This is a genomic window from Jiangella sp. DSM 45060 (assembly GCF_900105175.1).
Taxonomy (GTDB): Bacteria; Actinomycetota; Actinomycetes; order Jiangellales; family Jiangellaceae; genus Jiangella.
This window is the reverse complement of sequence record NZ_LT629771.1, coordinates 3,998,867-4,016,629: the sequence shown is the minus strand read 5'-3', so window position 1 is coordinate 4,016,629 and position 17,763 is coordinate 3,998,867. Positions and strand designations below refer to the sequence as shown.

General features: G+C 73.3%; 16 protein-coding genes. 5 read left to right on the top strand and 11 right to left on the bottom strand.

Annotated features, from left to right (window positions below; genetic code table 11):
- Positions 1 to 38 precede the first annotated feature (38 nt).
- The 5 genes from BLU82_RS18025 to BLU82_RS18005 are packed head-to-tail and all read right to left on the bottom strand — an operon-like array spanning position 39 to position 5,520.
- Complete coding sequence (locus BLU82_RS18025) at positions 39 to 1,256, bottom strand: CehA/McbA family metallohydrolase (protein ID WP_172885640.1); 1,218 nt, start codon at positions 1,254 to 1,256, stop codon at positions 39 to 41.
- Positions 1,253 to 2,344, bottom strand: coding sequence for an ABC transporter ATP-binding protein (locus tag BLU82_RS18020; protein WP_092622509.1), 1,092 nt, complete (start codon positions 2,342 to 2,344; stop codon positions 1,253 to 1,255). Before BLU82_RS18020 ends, BLU82_RS18025 begins: the two co-directional genes overlap by 4 nt.
- The gene (locus tag BLU82_RS18015) at positions 2,344 to 3,165 is read right to left on the bottom strand and encodes a carbohydrate ABC transporter permease (RefSeq protein WP_092622508.1); all 822 of its coding nucleotides are present in this window, start codon (positions 3,163 to 3,165) and stop codon (positions 2,344 to 2,346) included. The genes BLU82_RS18020 and BLU82_RS18015 overlap by 1 nt, the downstream gene beginning before the upstream one ends.
- On the bottom strand, positions 3,162 to 4,121 hold the full coding sequence (locus BLU82_RS18010) for a carbohydrate ABC transporter permease (RefSeq protein WP_092622507.1): 960 nt from the start codon (positions 4,119 to 4,121) through the stop codon (positions 3,162 to 3,164). The genes BLU82_RS18015 and BLU82_RS18010 overlap by 4 nt, the downstream gene beginning before the upstream one ends.
- Positions 4,096 to 5,520 carry an extracellular solute-binding protein gene (locus BLU82_RS18005; protein ID WP_092622506.1) on the bottom strand — a complete coding sequence of 475 codons (1,425 nt, stop codon included), beginning with the start codon at positions 5,518 to 5,520 and terminating at the stop codon, positions 4,096 to 4,098. Before BLU82_RS18005 ends, BLU82_RS18010 begins: the two co-directional genes overlap by 26 nt.
- A 181-nt stretch (positions 5,521 to 5,701) precedes the next feature.
- Here BLU82_RS18005 and BLU82_RS18000 point away from each other — a divergent pair, with 181 nt between their 5' ends.
- Positions 5,702 to 6,445, top strand: coding sequence for a GntR family transcriptional regulator (locus tag BLU82_RS18000; protein WP_092622505.1), 744 nt, complete (start codon positions 5,702 to 5,704; stop codon positions 6,443 to 6,445).
- 6 nt (positions 6,446 to 6,451) lie between these two features.
- Positions 6,452 to 7,537 carry a serine hydrolase domain-containing protein gene (locus BLU82_RS17995; protein WP_092622504.1) on the top strand — a complete coding sequence of 362 codons (1,086 nt, stop codon included), beginning with the start codon at positions 6,452 to 6,454 and terminating at the stop codon, positions 7,535 to 7,537.
- Positions 7,538 to 7,627: 90 nt separating this feature from the next.
- On the opposite strand, the gene BLU82_RS36010 is transcribed toward BLU82_RS17995, so the two are convergent.
- From BLU82_RS36010 to BLU82_RS17980, 4 genes are read right to left on the bottom strand one after another with little or no spacing between them, the layout of a single operon-like run.
- Positions 7,628 to 7,762: a hypothetical protein gene (locus BLU82_RS36010; protein ID WP_255367081.1), complete on the bottom strand. Its 135-nt coding sequence runs from the start codon at positions 7,760 to 7,762 to the stop codon at positions 7,628 to 7,630.
- Between the two features lie 19 nt (positions 7,763 to 7,781).
- The gene (locus tag BLU82_RS17990; protein ID WP_092622503.1) at positions 7,782 to 8,924 is read right to left on the bottom strand and encodes a hypothetical protein; all 1,143 of its coding nucleotides are present in this window, start codon (positions 8,922 to 8,924) and stop codon (positions 7,782 to 7,784) included.
- Complete coding sequence (locus BLU82_RS17985) at positions 8,921 to 9,562, bottom strand: hypothetical protein (protein WP_092622502.1); 642 nt, start codon at positions 9,560 to 9,562, stop codon at positions 8,921 to 8,923. Before BLU82_RS17985 ends, BLU82_RS17990 begins: the two co-directional genes overlap by 4 nt.
- Positions 9,559 to 10,839, bottom strand: a complete 1,281-nt coding sequence (locus tag BLU82_RS17980; protein WP_157741094.1) for a hypothetical protein — start codon at positions 10,837 to 10,839, stop codon at positions 9,559 to 9,561. The genes BLU82_RS17985 and BLU82_RS17980 overlap by 4 nt, the downstream gene beginning before the upstream one ends.
- Before the next feature lie 126 nt (positions 10,840 to 10,965).
- Between BLU82_RS17980 and BLU82_RS17975 the strand changes: the two genes are divergently transcribed.
- Positions 10,966 to 11,919: an ATP-binding cassette domain-containing protein gene (locus BLU82_RS17975; RefSeq protein ID WP_092622500.1), complete on the top strand. Its 954-nt coding sequence runs from the start codon at positions 10,966 to 10,968 to the stop codon at positions 11,917 to 11,919.
- Positions 11,916 to 12,707 carry an ABC transporter permease gene (locus BLU82_RS17970; RefSeq protein ID WP_092622499.1) on the top strand — a complete coding sequence of 264 codons (792 nt, stop codon included), beginning with the start codon at positions 11,916 to 11,918 and terminating at the stop codon, positions 12,705 to 12,707. Before BLU82_RS17975 ends, BLU82_RS17970 begins: the two co-directional genes overlap by 4 nt.
- Here BLU82_RS17970 and BLU82_RS17965 read toward each other — a convergent pair.
- Positions 12,676 to 15,909 carry a BTAD domain-containing putative transcriptional regulator gene (locus BLU82_RS17965; protein WP_092625975.1) on the bottom strand — a complete coding sequence of 1,078 codons (3,234 nt, stop codon included), beginning with the start codon at positions 15,907 to 15,909 and terminating at the stop codon, positions 12,676 to 12,678. The two genes, BLU82_RS17970 and BLU82_RS17965, sit on opposite strands and share 32 nt — an antisense overlap.
- A gap of 62 nt (positions 15,910 to 15,971) precedes the next feature.
- Between BLU82_RS17965 and BLU82_RS17960 the strand changes: the two genes are divergently transcribed.
- On the top strand, positions 15,972 to 16,937 hold the full coding sequence (locus BLU82_RS17960; protein ID WP_092622498.1) for an Rpn family recombination-promoting nuclease/putative transposase: 966 nt from the start codon (positions 15,972 to 15,974) through the stop codon (positions 16,935 to 16,937).
- A gap of 5 nt (positions 16,938 to 16,942) precedes the next feature.
- On the opposite strand, the gene BLU82_RS17955 is transcribed toward BLU82_RS17960, so the two are convergent.
- Positions 16,943 to 17,758: a serine hydrolase gene (locus BLU82_RS17955; protein ID WP_092622497.1), complete on the bottom strand. Its 816-nt coding sequence runs from the start codon at positions 17,756 to 17,758 to the stop codon at positions 16,943 to 16,945.
- Positions 17,759 to 17,763 lie beyond the last annotated feature (5 nt).

Genomic DNA, 17,763 nt, shown 5'->3' with positions numbered 1-17,763 from the left:
CATTGATGATCATGGAACGGGTCAGCGGCGGCGGACGGCTACGGAGTCACTGCGACGACGGCGGCGGTGGCGGGGGTCTCGAGGCGGTGCGGGCCCTCGGCGCCGGGGAAGCGGGCCAGCTCGCCCCGGACCACCCGGCGCCGCCCCCACACGTCCGCGAGCAACAGTCCGTCCCCACCCACCGCGACCAGTTCGCCGTCCACCCGCAGCACGGCCGGCGACGCCACGCCCCACGAGAGCGACGTCCGCCCGGCCCGCAGCGCGTCCAGCACGTCGGGAACCGCAGGCGAGGCCGCCGCGACCCACGTCAGCGGCTGCGCCAGCGGCCGGCCGTCCGCCGGCGAATGGAAGTCCGACCCGCCGATCGGCACCGTCGACAGCCCCCACGCCGTCCACCACGCCAGCGGCCCGGTCCACTCGCGCGCCATCCAGGAGTGGTGGAAGATCTCGGCCAGCGGCGGCCGCACGTCCAGCGGATGGTGCCACGCACAGTCGCCGGCCAGCGGATGGTTGATCGACAGCAGCCCGCCGGCGGCGTCGACGGAGGAGACCCAGGTCGACGGCGGCTGACGGAAGTCGACCCAGGGGATGAACCCGAACGCGTTGGCGTGACCGCGGTCCGTCGTCACCTCCTGGCCGGGCAGCAGCGTCAGCCCGTACCGCGATCCCACCGACGGCAGCAGAGCGTGGTGCGCCACGGTGTTGTGGTCGGTGACGGCGAGGACGTCCAGCCCGGCGGCCGAACCAAGAGCGGCCAGCCCGGCCACCGGCAGCGAGCCGTCGGAGTGCAGCGTGTGCGCGTGGAAGTCGCAGGCCAGCCAGGTCAGCCCGGCGTCGGCGGGCAGTTCGCGCCGCGGCGGGCGGGCGGACGACGGCAGCGGAGGCGGGCCTTCGGGTTCCGGGTCCAGCGGCGACGACGGATCGTCCAGCACGACGTCCACCGACACCGGCACACCCGCCTTCGGCACGCGGTACAGCCCGAGCACGACCGACCACTCGCCCGGCTCCAGCTCACCGGCCACGTACCCGGGCGTCGCGGCGGACAGCGTCACGGTGAACCGCCGCCGCGCGCCACCGGACCAGCCACGCCAGCCCGCGGCGCCGGAGCAGCCGAGGTCGATGACGGCGCCCTCGCCCGAGTACTCCAGCGAGACATGCACCGACGACGTCCCGTCGGGCACCGAGAACGGCACGGACAGGTACGGCGACTCCGCCCGGTCCGCCGGGAACAGCCGCCGCGACAGCAGCACCGTCATGCCGCGGCCGCCACCGACTCCAGCAGCTGCTCGGTCTCGGCGTCGAACAGCAGCGTCCGGTCCGGCCGGACGGCCACCCAGCCCGGGGCGCCGGGCGCCGGCTCCTCGTCCTCGTCGACGACCACCTGCACCGGCAGGCCGTCCCCGGCCTCGACGGTGACCAGCACCGACGCGCCGAGGTTCTCGACGACGGTGACGGTGCCGCCGATGGCGTCCGGCACGGCCGACGCCGACCAGCGCAGGTACTCGGGCCGCCCGCCCCAGATCACCGACGCGCCGTCGGCCAGGCCCGAGACGCCGGGCGGCAGCGGCAGCGCCGCACCGGCCACGCGCACGGTGGACCCCTCGACGACCCCCGGGTGCAGGTTCATCGGCGTCGACCCGACGAACCCGGCGACGAACGTGTTGGCGGGACGGCGGAACACGTCGCGCGGCGACCCGACCTGCTGGATCTTCCCCGACCGCATGATCGCGATGCGGTCCGCCAGCGCCAGCGCCTCCGCCTGGTCGTGCGTGACGAACACGGTGGTGACGCCGAGGTCGCCCTGCAGCCGCTTGAGGAACGTCCGCGCCTCCAGCCGCAGCCGCGCGTCGAGGTTCGACAGCGGCTCGTCGAACAGGAACACGTCGGGCTTGCTGGCGACGGCGCGCGCGAGGGCCACGCGCTGCTGCTGCCCGCCGGACAGCTGCCCGGGCCGGCGCGCCGTCAGCCCACCCAACGACAGCCCGGCAGCGACCTCTTCCGCGGTGGCCAGCCGCGACGACCGGTCCACCTTCTGGATCTTCAGCGGGTAGGCGATGTTGTCCGCGACCGTCATGTGCGGGAACAGTGCGTAGTCCTGGAACACCATCGCGACGCGGCGCTCGCCGGGCGGCAGGTTCGTCACGTCGCGCGTCCCGATGGACAGGCCACCGGCCGTCGCCGTCTCCAGCCCGGCGATCGTGCGCAGCAGCGTCGTCTTGCCGCAGCCGGACGGGCCGAGCAGCGCGAAGAACTCGCCGTCCTCGATGGTGAGGTCGAGCCCGTCGACGGCGCGGACGCCGCCCGGGTACTCCTTGACCAGTTCGTGCGTGGTGATCGCCGCCATCAGCGCTTGATCCCTCCGTGGAAGCGGAAGCCGTACCGGCGGTTCACGAACAAGTACATGAGCACCACCGGTATGGAGAAGAGCAGGGAGAACGTGGAGATCAGGGCGAGGTTGGGCTGCCCGCCCTCGGTGTAGAAGGTGAACATGACGACGGCGGCCGGCTGCCGGTCGGGGGAGCGGAGCAGGATGAACGGCACCAGGAAGTTGCCCCACACCTGCACCACGGCCCACACGGCGATCGTGGCCAGCCCGGGCCGCGCGATCGGGACCACCACGTGCCGCAGGATCTGCAGCGACGACGCGCCGAACACCCGCGCCGACTCCTCGTAGGAGCGCGGCGTCGAGTCCATGAAGTCCTTCAGGATGAAGATCGCCGTCGGCAGCAGCCCGCCGGTCAGCACCAGCACGACGCCGAGCTGCCGGTCGATCAGCCCCAGTTCCGTCATCAGCAGGAACGTCGGCACCATGGCAGCCGTCCCGGTGACGATCGACGACAGCAGGAGCAGCAGGTAGAGCAGGGTGTCGCGGCCGGGGATGCGGACCCGGGACAGCGCGTACGACGCCAGCGCGGCCAGCACCAGCGTGATCGCCATCGTCCCGGCGGCGATGATCACCGAGTTGCCCAGCGACCGCATCGCGTACGGGTTGTCCCACAACGTGCGGAAGTTCTCCAGCGTGAAGTCCGGCAGCGACACCTGCACCGACGGCGCGGCGTCGAACGGCGCCGTCAGCAGCCACAGCAGCGGCAGCGCGAAGAACACGAACACGAAGCCGACGAACACGTACCGGCCGACGGTCCCCAGCGCCTCACGAACCGTCATGACCGGCGCTCCCTCAGCAGTCGCAGGTACACCGACGCCACGATCAGGTTGATGATGATCATGATCAGCGACAGCGCCGCGCCCTCACCGAGCGCGCCGTCGCGCAGCGCCACCCGGTAGATGTAGATGCCGAGGATCTCGGTGCGTCCCTGCGGCCCGCCCGCGGTGATCAGGTACGGCGCGAACACGTTGAACGTCCACAACGTGATCAGCAGCGTGTTGGTGAGGATGTGGCCGCGGATGTTCGGCAGCACGACGTCGCGCAGCGTCGCGAGGGTGCCGGCGCCGGCCATCTTGGCGGTCTCGAACTGCGACGGCGGCACCGACGCCAGCGCCGAGCTGAACAGCAGCATCGAGAACGCGGTGCCGTTCCAGATGTTGAAGACGATGATCGACTGCATCGGGTACTCGAGCAGCCACGCCGTGCCGTCGGTGCCGAGCAGCGCGTTCAGCGTGCCCTCGCGCCGGTCCAGCAGCGCCAGCCACAGGAACGCGACGACCGACGCCGGGATGATCCACGCCAGCAGGACCACGGTCTCCAGCACCGAGCGCACGGCGGGCCGCAGCCGGCGCGCCGTCCACGCCAGCGCGAAGCCGAGGACCGACTGCCCGATGATCGCGGAGAAGAACACGAACGCCAGCGTCAGCATCAGCGAGTTGCGGAACGCCGGGTCGCTCAGCGCGTCGGTGTAGTTCTCGGTGCCGACGAACTCCGGCTCGGCCGCGGCGAGCCCGGTCAGCCGCCAGTTGGTCAGCCCCAGGTAGAGCGTCCAGATCGCCGGGAAGACCAGGAAGACCGCGACGACCAGCAGCGCGGGCGCGACGAACCCGGTGGCCCGCCAGCGCCCGAGACCGGCGGCGTCACCGTCGTCGACCGCGCGGGACCGGCGGGCGCGACCCTCCGGAGAGGGCGCGCCCGCCGGGTCGACGTCAGTCGGCGATGGAACCGTCGTCACCGACGATGCCCTCCAGTTCGCTCTGGTAGGCCGTCGCCGCGTCCTCGGCGGACGTGCCGGACGCCACCGCCGCGGTGGCGTTCTGCAGCGCCACCGACACCTGCGGGTAGATCGCGAGCGCCGGGCGGTAGGCCGTGATCGGCAGCACGTCCGAGGCGATGAACTCCATCAGCGGGTCGCCGGCCAGGGCCTGCGCGTTGACGTCGTCGCGCGGGGTGATGCGGGCGCCGGCGATCTCGATCTGCGCCGCGAACGCCTCGGGGGAGTTCATGAACGCGAGCAGCTCCCACGCCTGCTGCGGGAACTCGGTGTTCGGGTTGATGACGCGGCCGGTGCCGCCGGACATGCTGACGAAGTCCTGCCCGTTCAGGCCGGCGCCGGGCTCGCGGGCCGGGATCTTCGCCCAGCCGACGACCTCGTCGCGGTTCGCCATCGGCGCGATGCCGCCGTCGGGGTTGATGACCGAGCGCCACAGGTAGTCGCTCTCGATCAGCATGCCCAGCTGGCCGGACGCGAACAGCTGGAAGGAGGTGTCGCGGCCCTGGGCCTCCTGCTGCAGCAGCGGGTCGCCGAGCGCTTCGTCGCCGTAGACCTGGCCGTAGAAGTCGAGCACCTCGGTGACGCCGTCGGACGCGCCGGTCCAGGTGTCGTCGGCCCAGATCTCCTCGCCGGTGCCGGCCAGCAGCGGCAGGAAGCCCTGCATCGTCGTCGCCTCGCCCATCGGGACGCCGGCGTTGACCTGCAGCGGCGTGACGCCGTCGAGCTGCTTGAGCGCCCGCGCGGCCTCCAGGATCTCGTCCCAGCTGGTGGGCTGCCAGTCCTCCGGCAGCCCGGCCTGCGCGAACAGGTCCTTGTTGAAGTAGATGACGCGGCCGTCGGTGCCGACGGGGATGCCGTAGGCCTGGCCGTCGAACGACATCGCCTGCTGGACGGCCTCGGGGATCTGGTCCCAGCCGTCCCAGTCGTCGGCGGCGTCGCCCACGACGTCGGAGAGCGGGCTGATGTAGCCGGCCTCGGCGAACTCGCCGGTCCAGATGCCGTCGATGCTGATGATGTCGCCGCCACCGCCCGACTGCAGGTCGAGGGCGATCTTGGTCTTGTAGTCCTCGTCGTCGACGCCGTTCTCCTCGAACTCGACGGTGACGTCGACGCCCTTCTCCTCCTGCATGGCGGTGAACTCGGGGATCACGTAGTCGGTGATCCACGCCGCGCCCTCGGAGTTCTTGCCGCCGGCGATGGCGTTGTCGGTGATGGTCAGCGTGACCTCGGTGGCCTCGGCGTTCTGCGAGGGGTCGCCGCCGGCGGAGCCTCCGCCGTCGTCGTCGCCACCGCACGCCGCCAGGACGAGCGCCGCCGCGAGCAGGCCGGCCGTGCCGCCGAGCCCGGTGTTGATCCTCATCGATCCCTCCAGAGCAACCGAACCTCGATGTCCGGCTGTCAGATTGTCATGACTTTCTGATGAGGTCTAGACCTTCTGTGAGCTGTGACCTCACTGGGACCTCAGCTTGTCGGTCACGCGATCCGTGCGCCAAATGTCCTAACATACTGACGTACGTAGCAGCGAGGCGAGGGGGTACGGCGTGACCGAGGGGATCCCGGAGCTCGTGGTCGACCGCACCAGCCCGGTGCCGCTGTACTTCCAGGTGGCGCAGCATCTGGAGCAGCTGATCGAGTCCGGCGCGTATCCGCCCGGCACTCGGCTCGACAACGAGATCCAGCTGGCCGACCAGCTCGGCCTGTCCCGCCCGACCATGCGCCGCGCCATCGAGTACCTCGTCGACCGCGGCCTGCTGGTGCGCAAGCGCGGCGTCGGCACCCAGGTGGTGCAGCCCAAGGTGCGCCGCCCGGTCGAGCTGTCCAGCCTGTACGACGACCTCACGGCGGCCGGTAAGCACCCGCGCACCGAGATCCTGTCGTTCGAGGTGCAGGAGCCGAGCCAGGTGGTGGCCGAGGCGCTCGGCCTGTCCGCCGGCGACACCGTCTACGCCGTCCGCCGGCTGCGCTTCACCGGCGACGAGCCGCTGTCGATCATGAGCAACTACGTGCCGACGGCCATCGTCCGGCTCGACGCCGAGTCGCTGGAGCGGACCGGCCTGTACGCCGTCATCCGCGCCGCCGGCGTCAACCTCAAGATCGCCACCCAGACCATCGGCGGACGGTCGGCGCGGGCGGCCGAGGCCCGGCTGCTCGGCGAGCACTCCGGCGCGCCGCTGCTCACCATGACCCGCGTCGCCTACGACGAGACCGGCCGCGCCGTCGAGTACGGCTCGCACCTCTACCGGGCGTCGATGTACACGTTCGAACTGACGCTGACGACCACCTAGGCACCCATGAGTGAGCTACAGGACCGGATCCAGCGTCACCTCGACGCGCTGGTCGGTTCCGGCGCGGAGTCCGGCGTGCAGGTCGCCGTCTACCAGCACGCCGCGCTGATCGTCGACGCGGTGGCCGGCACGGCCGACGTCGCCACCGGGCGGCCGCTCACCTCCGGCACGCCGATCTTCAGCTTCTCCACCGGCAAGAACGTGTCGGCCACGCTCGCCCACCTGCTCGTCGCGCGTGGCTTCCTCGACGTCGACAGCCCGGTCACGGACCTCTGGCCCGAGTTCGGCGTCCACGGCAAGGCGACGGCGACCCTGCGCCACGTCCTGACCCACACCGTCGGTCTTCCGGCCATGCCGCGCGAGATCACCCCGCGCGAGCTGCCCGACTGGTCCAGGGTCTGCGAGTCGCTGGCCGCCGCCGAGCCGTGCTGGCGGCCGGGCGCGGCCGTGGGCTATCACTCGTACACCTTCGGCTACCTCGTCGGCGAGCTGGCCCGCCGCGCGACCGGACGGCCCATGCACGAGCTGCTGCGCGAGTGGATCACGGCGCCGCTCGGTCTTGACGGGCAGCTCTACTTCGCCGCTCCGGAGCAGGCACTGCCGGGGCTGGCGCGGCTGGAGCAGCGGCCCTGGCCGCCCGGCCCGGATGACGAGGACGCGATCCTCGCGCCGTGGGAGAGCCGGCCGAGCGCCGATTTCGGCAACAGCAGCGAGATCCTGCGCGCCGACATCCCGTCGGTCGGCATCGCCACCGCGCACGGCCTCGCCGCGATGTACGACGCCGTGCTGCAGGGCACGCTCGTCGACCCCGCGCGGCTGGCGCAGCTGTCCGCGCCCGCGTTCGAGGGGACGGACCAGGTCTTCGGCACTCCGGCGCGCATGGCGCTGGGCGTCCCGATCGGCCGGATCGGCGCTCCCGCCGAGGAGAACTCCGTGGCGTTCGGCTGGCCGGGCGGGGGTGGGAGCTACGCCTACGCCGACCCCGCTCGGGGGATCGCCTTCGCGCTGACGAAGACCCGCCTCGTCCCGGACTTCGACACCGTGCTGTCGGTCACCGCCATCCTGGCGGACCACCTCGCCGCGCCCCGCTGATCACCAGGAGCGCCTGACCGCTCACTCCGCCCGAACCAGGTCGCCGGAGCCGGCTCCGAACTGTAGATCGACGGCGCACGATCCAGGCCATCAGCGACCGCTGCCCGGCAGCGTGGCCGCCCAGGCCACGCCGTCGTCGCGAGCACGTTCCCGTAGGTCGTCCCACCCTGCGGCTTCCCTCGGATCGAGCCGATCCGCGATCTCGGCCTCGTCGTAGGTCGTCACCGGCGCTCCGTTCTCGCACCTAGCGGGGCCGCTCCTGCAGGCGGTCCAGCAGGTCCGGGGCGAGCGCGCCGTACCCCGTCGAGGCCCAGGGCTCGACGCCGGCGTCCATGTAGTGGACGACGGTGTCGCCGGTAGGGAGGTCGAGGATCTCCGGCTCGCGCCGCTTCCCGAGGTCGCGGCGGCAGGCGCCGCAGCAGGGCACGTCGCGGGTGCCCGCCGAGGTCTTCCACGGCGCCTTCGTCGTCGCCGGGCCGTGAAGGGGGTTGAAGAAGCAGGCCGCCGCGGGCGTCCACGACCGGCCGTCGGCGGCGGCGCTGAGCGCGTCGTCGCCGCGGCGGGCCAGGACCAGCGCGCCGATGGAGTCGGCCGCCGCGTCGGAGCGGTCCAGGATCGCCGTCGCCGCCTGGTAGTGGTCCAGCGCGGCCGCCCAGGTGGCGCCGTCGTCGCCGTGCTCGATCTCCAGCGCCTGGATGCGCTCGCCCAGCGCGGCGGTCTCGGTCTCGGCCCGGCGCCGCCAGTCGTGGGTCTGCGCGGACGAGATGCGCCGCAGCGCCCGCCGCTTCAGCGCGACCTCGCCGCGCGGACGGCGCCGCCGCAGCAGCCACAGCGCGACGGCCACGACGAGGACGACGCCGAGGCCGATCGCGACCGGCGGGTCCATCCCCAGGACCTGCGACGAGTCGTCGCCGCTGCTGGTGACGGTGTCGCGCCGTTCCGGGAACTGCTCCTCGTACTGCTGCTCGGCGTCGCCGCTGGTGAAGACCTCGACGGTCTCCGTCACCTGGAGCGCGAGGTCGCTCGGGTACCGGTCGCCGGCGACGTACGTGGCCAGCGCGTCCTCGTTGTTCGTCACCGCGTTGTAGCTGGTCGACTCGACCCGCCACTTGTCGGAGCCGGAGTGCTGCGCGACGAAGTAGACGCCGTTCTCGTCGAACTGGCGGTGCACCAGTGACACCAGCTGGTTGCCCGACACATCGGAGTCGTAGGTCAGCGGCACCACCAGCACGTACACCGGCTGGGCGGCGTCGTCGACCAGGCCGGGCAGGGCGTCCAGTTGCTCGGTGGTGAAGTGCCCGGCGAGGGACGCGTCGACGTGTACGCCGTCGTCGGCGAGGTCGGCCGCGATGGCCGCCGCGTCGGGCTCGTAGGCGACCTCGCTCATGCCGCCCTCCGATGCCGCACGAACGCCCACACGGCCAGCCCGAGCAGCCCCGCGCCGACGCCGCTGAGGCCGCCGATGGTCAGGCCGGCGGCGATGGTGCCGCCGGTGCCGCCCCAGTACTGGCTGCTGGTGTCCTCGCCCACCTCGTACTCCCGCCCGTCGTTCTCGTCGATCGCCTGCAGTACCGCCGGCGCCTCGGTCTGCGTCGCGTCGGCCACCGCGGAGTAGATGGAGTAGTGCTCGCCCTCGATGCCGACGTCGCTGGTGTAGAGCTCCACGCCGGGGTCGACCTGGATGTACAGCCCGTGCCGTCCGGTGAGGTCGCCGATGCGGTGCAGCACGTCGGACGGCGAGCCGTAGCCGGCCTCGCGGCTGGCCGGCCACACGACGACGAAGACCTGGGGATCGGACGCGGCGGCCGCCGCCTCCAGCTGGGCGAGCTCGGCGTCGGTGTACGTGCCCGCGGCGCTCGGGTCGACGTAGACGTGCGCGTCGCCGAGCACGTCCGCCGCGGCCCGCGCCCGCTCGGGCACCGGCCGCTCGGGCACGACGTCGGGCGTCGCCAGCCACCAGGCGAGGGCGCCCCCGCCCGCCGCGACGACCAGCGTGATCAGCAGTCCCGCGATCCACCGTCTCATCGGCGCGCGCTCCGATCGTCGAGGACCTGGGCGGCGAGGTCGCCGACCAGCGCCCCGAACCCGGTCCGGGCCCACACGGTGGACGTCTCGACGTACGGCATCGAGCCGCGCAGCCGCCGCCTGACGGCCAGGAAGCGGTCCTGGTCGCGGTTGCAGTCGCGGCACACCGGGGCGTCGATGGACGAGCCGTCGATGCGCACGGTGTTGCGGGCCTCGCCGTGCAGCGGGTTGACGAAGCACGGCCGGTACGGCTCCCGCTTCGGCGACGTGGCCCGCTCCGTCTCGCGGACGGCGACCGCCGCCAGCACCGTCGCCCCGACGGCGTCGAGCGGGTCGCCGGTGGCGAGCACGAGGTCGCCAGCCTCGAGGGCGTCGGCCGCGGCCGTGCCGGCGGGTGAGGTGAGCTGCTCCGGCGACAGCCCGGCCAGCCGCCGCCGCGCGTCGTCGAGCTGGCGCGTGGCCGTGGCGGCGATGTCATCAGGCACGGCGGACGTGGTAGGTAGACCCCTCCCGGCCCGGGTGGGGCCCACCCTACGGGCGGGCACCGACACACTCGCCGACCCGCGCCGCCGTCCCGTCGCGCCGCCCCGGCCGGTCGCGGGCTTCGCGCGGAGCACGACCGGCGTGATGATCGCCCCGGCCACGAGCAGGCCGAACGTCGTGGCGAGCAGTGCCACCCAGCGCGCGGCCGCCGAGTCGGCGCGGTCGTAGTCGGTCTCGGCGACGAACGCCCACGGCTGCGCCGCGTAGTCGTCGACAACGGAGTCGGGCAGCTCGTCGAGGGGCGCGGCCGCCCAGCGCACCGTCAGCACCGCCTCGAGCAGGGCCGACGCGCGCGGGTACTCGCCTGCCGCGTTCGACTCGGCCCGTTCGATCGCGTACGTGACCGGCGCCAGGTAGGCGTCGTCGAGCTCGCCGCCGCCCCACGACCGGGTGTAGGAGATGCCGTCGCGGAACTCGACGTGGTAGAGCCCGTCGCCCAGCTCGGCGCGGAACAGCGCGGCCGCCTGCTCCGACATCGAGTCGGTGCCGGCGAGGTCGGTGGGGGTGTCGGCCAGCACGACGTACACCGGCACGCCGGCGTCGGCGGCCGCCTCGGTGAGCAGGTCGTGCGCCAGGCCGGAATCGCCCATGGCCATCGACGGCTGCACCAGGATCGGGTCGTCGCGCAACTGCTCGATCATCGCGTCGACGGTGCCGGCCGGCGGCTCGGCGGCGCCGTCGGCGGGTGCCCCCAGGAGCAACGCAGCGACGGCCAAGGACGGGAGAAGGGGCACCGGCACAGCCTACTGACCCTCAGCACACATCCGTGTCAGCGCCGTGTCAGCGCGGTCTCACGCCCGCATCAGGGGCTCGGCCCAGTGTGGTCGCACCAGCACCGCGACACCACGAAACGAGGAGCCATGACACTCGACCGCCCGACGGCCGTCGCCGCGACCGGCCTGCGCAAGTCGTACGGCGAGCTGACCGTCCTCGACGGGATCGACATCACCGTCCCCGAGGCGACGGTCTTCTCGCTGCTCGGCCCGAACGGCGCCGGCAAGACGACCACCGTGCAGATCCTCTCCACGCTGATCCAGAGCGACGGCGGCAGCGTCCGCGTCGCGGGCCACGACCTCGGCGCCGACGCCGACGGCGTGCGCGGCGCGATCGGCGTCACCGGCCAGTTCTCCGCCGTCGACAACCTGCTCACCGGCGAGGAGAACCTGCTCCTCATGGCCGACCTGCACCACCTGGACCGGCGCGAGGGCCGCCGCCGTACGGCCGAGCTGCTGGAGCGGTTCGACCTCGTGGACGCCGCGAGGAAGCCGCCGTCGCTGTACTCCGGCGGCATGCGCCGCAAGCTGGACCTGGCGATGACGCTGGTCGGCGACCCGAAGGTGATCTTCCTGGACGAGCCGACGACCGGCCTCGACCCGCGCACGCGGCGCACCATGTGGACGGCGATCCGCGAGCTGGTCGCCGGCGGCGTCACGATCTTCCTCACCACGCAGTACCTGGAGGAGGCCGACGAGCTGGCCGACCGCATCGCGCTGCTCGACCACGGCAAGATCGTCGCCGAGGGCACGTCCGACGAGCTCAAGCGGCTGATCCCGGGCGGGCACCTGCGGCTGCAGTTCACCGACCCGGCCGAGCTGGACCACGCCGCCCGCACGTTCGCCGGATCCACCCGCGACGACGCCGCGCTCACCCTGCAGATCCCCAGCGACGGCGACGTGCACTCGTTGCGCGCCGTCCTCGACCACCTCGACGTCGCCTCGATCGAGGTCGCGTCGCTCACCGTCCACACCCCCGACCTCGACGACGTGTTCCTCGCGCTGACGGGTCGCCCCACTGACAAGGAGCTCGTCCGATGAGCGCGCTCACCCTCGCCGCCCGCGACTCGCGCACGATGCTGCGCCGGAACATGCGCCGCTGGCTGCGCTACCCGGCGATGACCCTGCAGCTGATCGGCATCCCGGTGATCTTCCTGCTGATGTTCGCCTACGTCTTCGGCGAGACGCTCGGCGCCGGGCTCGGCGGCCCGGCCGGCGACCGCGGCGACTACATCAACTACCTGGTGCCCGGCATCATCCTCATGACGGTGTCGGCCTCGGTGCAGGGGACCGCCATCTCCGTCGCCATGGACATGCACGAAGGGATCATCGCCCGGTTCCGGACCATGGCCATCTCGCGCGGCGCGGTGCTCACCGGGCACGTGATCGGCAGCTTCCTGCAGACGCTGGTCGGCCTGGCCATCGTCATCGTGGTGTCCCTGCTGATCGGGTTCCGGACGAACGGCAACGCGGCCGAGTGGGTCGCCGCGATCGGCCTGATCTGCCTGTTCTCCATCGCGCTGACCTGGCTCGCCGTCGCGATGGGACTCGCGGCCAAGAGCGTCGAGACGGCCAGCAACCTGCCCACCCTGCTGGTGCTGCTGCCGTTCCTGGGCAGCGGGTTCGTCCCGACGGATTCCATGCCGGCCGGACTGCGCTGGTTCGCCGAGTACCAGCCGTTCAGCCCGGTGATCGAGACCGTGCGCGGCCTGCTGCTGGGTACCGAGATCGGCAACGACGCCGTCATCGCCCTGGCCTGGACCGCGGCGATCGGGATCGCGGGCTACCTCTGGGCGCTCAAGCTGTTCCGCCGTCCTCCGGTCCGCTGACCTCGCGGCCCAGCACCGACACGGCCAGCTCGCGCACCCGCGAGGTGGCCGTCGTCGCGTCCAGGGCCGCGAGCTCGCGCTCGGCCGCCGCGGTCAGCTCGGCGGCGGCCTCGTCGCCGAGCGCGGCACGCACGGCCGCCTCGACGGCGCCGGGCTCGGCGCGCGACCGGTCCAGGCCGCCGGCCAGCACTGTCGTGGCCGCCAGCAGCCGGGCGGCGTCGGTGGGCCGGTCCAGCCGCAGCGCGTGGTCGACGAGACCGACCAGCGCCCGGCCGAGGACCTCCTCGTCGCCGATGGTCAGGGCCAGGCCGGCCGCCGCCGCGCGCTCGCTGCCCGCCGTCGCCAGGTCGCCCTCGCCGGCGGCGAGGTGGCCGCGCGAGTCGTGCACCATGGCCCAGAACAGCGGATGGACGGAGATCGTCGCCAGCAGCGCCTCGGCCCGGTCCAGCTCGCTGCGGGCGGCGCCGAGGTCGCCGGCCCAGCGGGCGAGGTCGCTGCCGTACAACGCGAGCCCGGCGACGGAGTCCGGCCAGGCCAGGCCGGCCGCCTCCTGCTCGGCCCAGGCGAGCGCCGCCGCGCTGCCGTCGGCGTCGCCGAGCAGCCAGCGCAGCTGCGCCTCCTTGCCGCGCATGAACACGAGGTCCTCGGTGGTGCCGACCGCGCCGGCGGCGACGGCCGCCTCCTCGTAGTGGCCCAGTGCCGCCGCCAGGTCGCCCTGCCTCGCGAGCAGGTCGGCCAGCGTGGTCAGCGCGAACGAGATGCCCCAGCGCTCGCCGGTGCCGCGGAACTCGGCCAGCGCCAGTTCGCACGGCGCACGCCGCTCGCCGAACGGCAGCAGCCGGACGTGGTTGAGCCGGCCCAGCGCGCGGATCCACGGGTCCTCGTCGTCGAGCAGCTTCGCCATCGACGCGGCGAAGAGGTCGTCGCCGTAGCGCATGAAGTCGGCGAGGCCGCCGACCATGCGCAGCAGCGCGTTGCTCCGGTTGCCGCCGCAGAGCCGTTCGGCCTCCTCGACCCAGGCCTTGACCTCCCGCTCGTCGCCGAGGCCGGCCGTGGCGATCATCGCCAGGCCCGCATAGGCGGTCGCCCGGACGGTGTCGTCGACCTCGCCGGGCACCGCGAGCGCCTCCGTCGTCAGCTCACTGCCCTCGGCCCGGTGGCCGGACAGCCACCAATACCACATGGCGCCCGTCGCCAGCCGGACCGCCGCACCGGCGTCCCCGGCGGCCACGGCGCCGCGCAGGGCGACGGCGATGTCGTCGTGGACGGCGCCCAGCCGGCGCAGCCACTCCAGCTGCTCGGCCCGGCGCAGGTGCGGCTCGGCCCGCTCGACGAGGTCGGTGACGTAGCCGAGGTGGGCCCGGCGGACGGTGTCGCGCTCGCCGGCGTCGTCGAGCCGCTCGAGGCCGTACGCCTTGATCGTCTCCAGCATCGCGTACCGCGGCGCGTCGCCGTCGTCGTGCACCGTCAGCAGCGACTTGTCGCTCAGCGCGACCAACTCGTCCAGCACGTCGGCGCCGTCGCCGCAGACCCGCGCCGCCGCCTCCGCCGTCGCTCCGTGCGCGAAGACCGCGAGCCGGCGCAGCACGGCCCGCTCCCGCTCGGGCAGCAGCCCCCAGCTCCAGTCGACGACGGCGCGCAGCGTCTGGTGCCGGGGGAGCGCGGTGCGGCTGCCGCCGGTGAGCAGCCGGAAGCGGTCGTCCAGCCGGGCCGCCAGCTGCTCGACCGTCATCGTGCGCAGCCGCGCCGCGGCCAGCTCGATCGCCAGCGGCATGCCGTCGAGCGCGCGGCAGATGCGGGCGACGGCGGGCGCGTCGGCGTCGGTGACGGTGAAGCCGGGACGCGCCGCGCGGGCGCGGTCGGCCAGCAGCCGGATGGCGTCGAAGGACAGCAGGTCGCCGGCGGCGCCGTCGTGCTCGGGCGGCAGCGCCAGCGGCTCCACCGGCCAGACCGCCTCGCCGGTGATGCCCAGCGGCTCGCGGCTGGTGGCGAGGACGCGCAGGCCGGGGCACTCGCCGAGCAGCCGCTCGGCCAGCCCGGCCGCGGCGTCGATGACGTGCTCGCAATTGTCCAGCACCAGCAGCGCGGTGCGCGAGCGCAGCACCGCCACGAGCCGGTCGGCGGTGTTGTCGTCGGCGGATGCGGGGAACATCTGGTCGCGCAGGTCGAGGGCGCTGAGCACCGCGGCGGGCAGGTCGGCGCCCGACCCGACCGGCGCCAGCTCGACCAGCCACACGCCGTCGGGCGTCGCCTCGACGAGCCCGCGCGACGCCTCGCCGGCCAGCCGGGTCTTGCCCGACCCGCCCGGCCCGGTCAGCGTCGTCAGGCGGTACTCGCCCACCAGGGCGCGCACCTGGGCGACGTCGGCGTCGCGGCCGACGAAGCTGGTCAGCCCGGCCCGCAGGTTGGTCCGCGGCGCCGGCCGGTCGGCGGGTGCGGGCGCGGGCACCGGCACGGACGCGGGCTCTTCGGCGGGCGGCAGCTCGCCGCGCAGGATGGCGGTGTGCAGCGCGGCCAGCTCGGCCGACGGGTCGGTGCCCAGCTCGTCGGCCAGCGCCTCACGGGTGCGCTCGTACGCCGCCAGCGCCGCCGCCGGGCGCCCGGCCGCGGCCAGCGCCCGCAGCAGCTGGCCCACCAGCCGCTCACGCAGCGGGTACTCGGCCACCAGCGTCGTCAGCTCCGTGGTCAGCTCGGCGCCGCGGCCCAGTCGCAACGCCGCCTCGACGCGGTCCTCCGTCGCCGTCAGCCGCAGCTCCTCCAGCCGGGCGCGGGCCGGCGCGAAGTACTCCGACTCCGTGACGTCCAGCAGCGCCGGCCCGCGCCACAGCGCCAGCGCCGCCCGCAGACCGTCCTCCGTGGCCGCGTCGTCGCCCTCAGCATGGGCCGCCGCGGCCGCCCGCTCGAACCGCCCCGCGTCGACGACGTCCGGGTCCAGCGCCAGCCGGTAGCCGGACGGGTGCGACTCGACGGCCAGCCCCGGCAGCGCCCGCCGCAGCCGCGACACCAGCGCCTGCAGGGCGTTCGCGGCGCCGGCCGGCGGCTCGTCGCCCCAGATGCCGTCGATCAGCTGGGCGATCGGCACCAGCCGCCCCGGCGCCAGCGCCAGCATGATGAGCAGTGTGCGCAGCCGCGCGCCGGCCACGTACACCGGCGAGTCGTCGTCGGCGCGGACCTCCAGCGGCCCCAGGATCCCGATGCGCACCGGACGCATTCTGCCCTAGCCGCGGCCCGACCCTGTCAGTCCCGCCCCGTACCTTTCCCACCATGTCCAGTCAGCCGAATCCGCACGATGCGGTGTTTCGACGGGTCCTCGGTGAACCCGTCAACGCCGCATCACAGCTGCGTGCGGTCCTGCCGGCCGGTGTGGCCGACCGGCTCGACCTCGACCGGCTGGCCCGAGTCTCCGGCAGCTTCGTCGACGCTGCGCTGCGCTGGCGGCACTCCGACCTGTTGTTCACCGCACCCGTCGAGGGGCGCGAGGCGTTCCTCTATGTCCTGATCGAACACCAGAGCAGCACCGATCCGCTGATGCCGTTCCGGATGCTCCGCTACGTCGTGCGCATCTGGGAGCGGTACCTCGCCGAGCATCCCGATGCGACCCGCCTGCCCGCGGTGATCCCGCTGGTCGTGCACCACAACCGCCGCCCGTGGAGTGGCCCGGCCGACATCGTGGATGTGCTCGATCTCGACGGTGAGGTCATCGACGCGGCCCGGGAGCACCTGCCCCGGTTCCGCTTCCTGCTCGACGACTTGGCCCGTCTCGACCGGCGGGCGCTGCGGGCTCGGCCACTCACTCCACCCGCCCGGATCGCGCTGCTGCTGCTCAAGATCGCCGCCGGCAATCCCCGTCTCGACGACGACCTGCGGGACTGGGCCGACGACCTGCGCCAGATCCTGACCCGCGCGGGCGGCATCGACGACTTTCTCGCACTGCTGACGTACATTGAGACCGTAGGCGAGACGCCTGCCGATCAACTGCACCAGCTGTTCACGCAACTAGGACCAGAAGAGGAGGAGGCATACGTGACCACTGCCGACATGCTCCGCGCCGAAGGTGAGGTCCGCGGCCGCGCCGAAGGTCGCGCCGAGGCTCTCGTCCAGCTGCTGACCCTCAAGTTCGGCCCGCTCGCACAGAGCACCCTCGACACCGTGCACGCCGCCTCCAGCGCGCAGCTGGAGAGCTGGACCGCCCGCGTCCTCACCGCCGACACCCTCGGCGACGTCCTGTAGGGGCGTCAGGCCCGCAGCTCGGCGACGACCGCGTCGCTGTAGGGCGGCCAGGCCTCCGCCGCCCAGGTGCCGAAGTCGCGGTCGGCCAGCGCGACGCAGGCGGCACCGAGGTCGGGGTCGACCCAGAGGAACGTGCCCGCCTGGCCGAAGTGGCCGTACGTGCGCGGCGAGTTGGTGGCGCCGGTCCAGTGCGGCGACTTGCCGTCGCGGATGTCGAAGCCCAGCCCCCAGTCGTTCGGCCGCTGCATGCCGTACCCGGGCAGCACGCCGTCCAGTCCGGGGAACCGCACCGTCGTGGCCTGCTCGACGGTGGCCGGGTCGAGCAGGGCCGGCGCCATGAGCTCGGCGACGAACCGCGCGAGGTCAGCCACCGTCGACCGTGCCCCCGACGCCGGCGACCCCTCGAACACCGTGCCGGTCATGCCGAGCGGACCGAGCAGGCCGTCGCGGACGTAGTCGGCGAACGGGATGCCGGAGCGCTTGGCGACGTGGTCGGCCAGCTGCTCGAACCCGGAGTTGGAGTAGAGCCGCCGCCGGCCGGGCGCCCAGGCCGCCTTGTGCTCGTCGAAGGCCAGCCCGGACGCGTGCGCCAGCAGGTGCGCGACGGTGGAGCCCTCGGGACCCGCGGGGTCGTCGAGGTGCACCGCGCCCTCCTCGACGGCGATGAGCGCGGCGTACGCGGTGAGCGGCTTCGTCACCGACGCCAGCCGGAACTGCCGCTGCTGGTCGCCGTGCGCGCCGGCCAGGCTGCCGTCGGCGCGCACGACCGCCGTCGCCGCGTGCCCGGCCGGCCACTGCTCCACCATGCGTACGCTGTCCATGCCCC

What these genes read in the sequence shown, in the direction of transcription:
- BLU82_RS18015 (WP_092622508.1), bottom strand. Translation starts at nt 3,165, where the DNA reads ATGACGGTTCGTGAGGCGCTGGGGACCGTCGGCCGGTACGTGTTCGTC.
- BLU82_RS18025 (WP_172885640.1), bottom strand. Translation starts at nt 1,256, where the DNA reads ATGACGGTGCTGCTGTCGCGGCGGCTGTTCCCGGCGGACCGGGCGGAG.
- BLU82_RS17960 (WP_092622498.1), top strand. Translation starts at nt 15,972, where the DNA reads ATGTCCAGTCAGCCGAATCCGCACGATGCGGTGTTTCGACGGGTCCTC.
- BLU82_RS17995 (WP_092622504.1), top strand. Translation starts at nt 6,452, where the DNA reads ATGAGTGAGCTACAGGACCGGATCCAGCGTCACCTCGACGCGCTGGTC.
- BLU82_RS17990 (WP_092622503.1), bottom strand. Translation starts at nt 8,924, where the DNA reads ATGAGCGAGGTCGCCTACGAGCCCGACGCGGCGGCCATCGCGGCCGAC.
- BLU82_RS18005 (WP_092622506.1), bottom strand. Translation starts at nt 5,520, where the DNA reads ATGAGGATCAACACCGGGCTCGGCGGCACGGCCGGCCTGCTCGCGGCG.
- BLU82_RS18020 (WP_092622509.1), bottom strand. Translation starts at nt 2,344, where the DNA reads ATGGCGGCGATCACCACGCACGAACTGGTCAAGGAGTACCCGGGCGGC.
- BLU82_RS17985 (WP_092622502.1), bottom strand. Translation starts at nt 9,562, where the DNA reads ATGAGACGGTGGATCGCGGGACTGCTGATCACGCTGGTCGTCGCGGCG.
- BLU82_RS17970 (WP_092622499.1), top strand. Translation starts at nt 11,916, where the DNA reads ATGAGCGCGCTCACCCTCGCCGCCCGCGACTCGCGCACGATGCTGCGC.
- BLU82_RS17955 (WP_092622497.1), bottom strand. Translation starts at nt 17,758, where the DNA reads ATGGACAGCGTACGCATGGTGGAGCAGTGGCCGGCCGGGCACGCGGCG.
- BLU82_RS17975 (WP_092622500.1), top strand. Translation starts at nt 10,966, where the DNA reads ATGACACTCGACCGCCCGACGGCCGTCGCCGCGACCGGCCTGCGCAAG.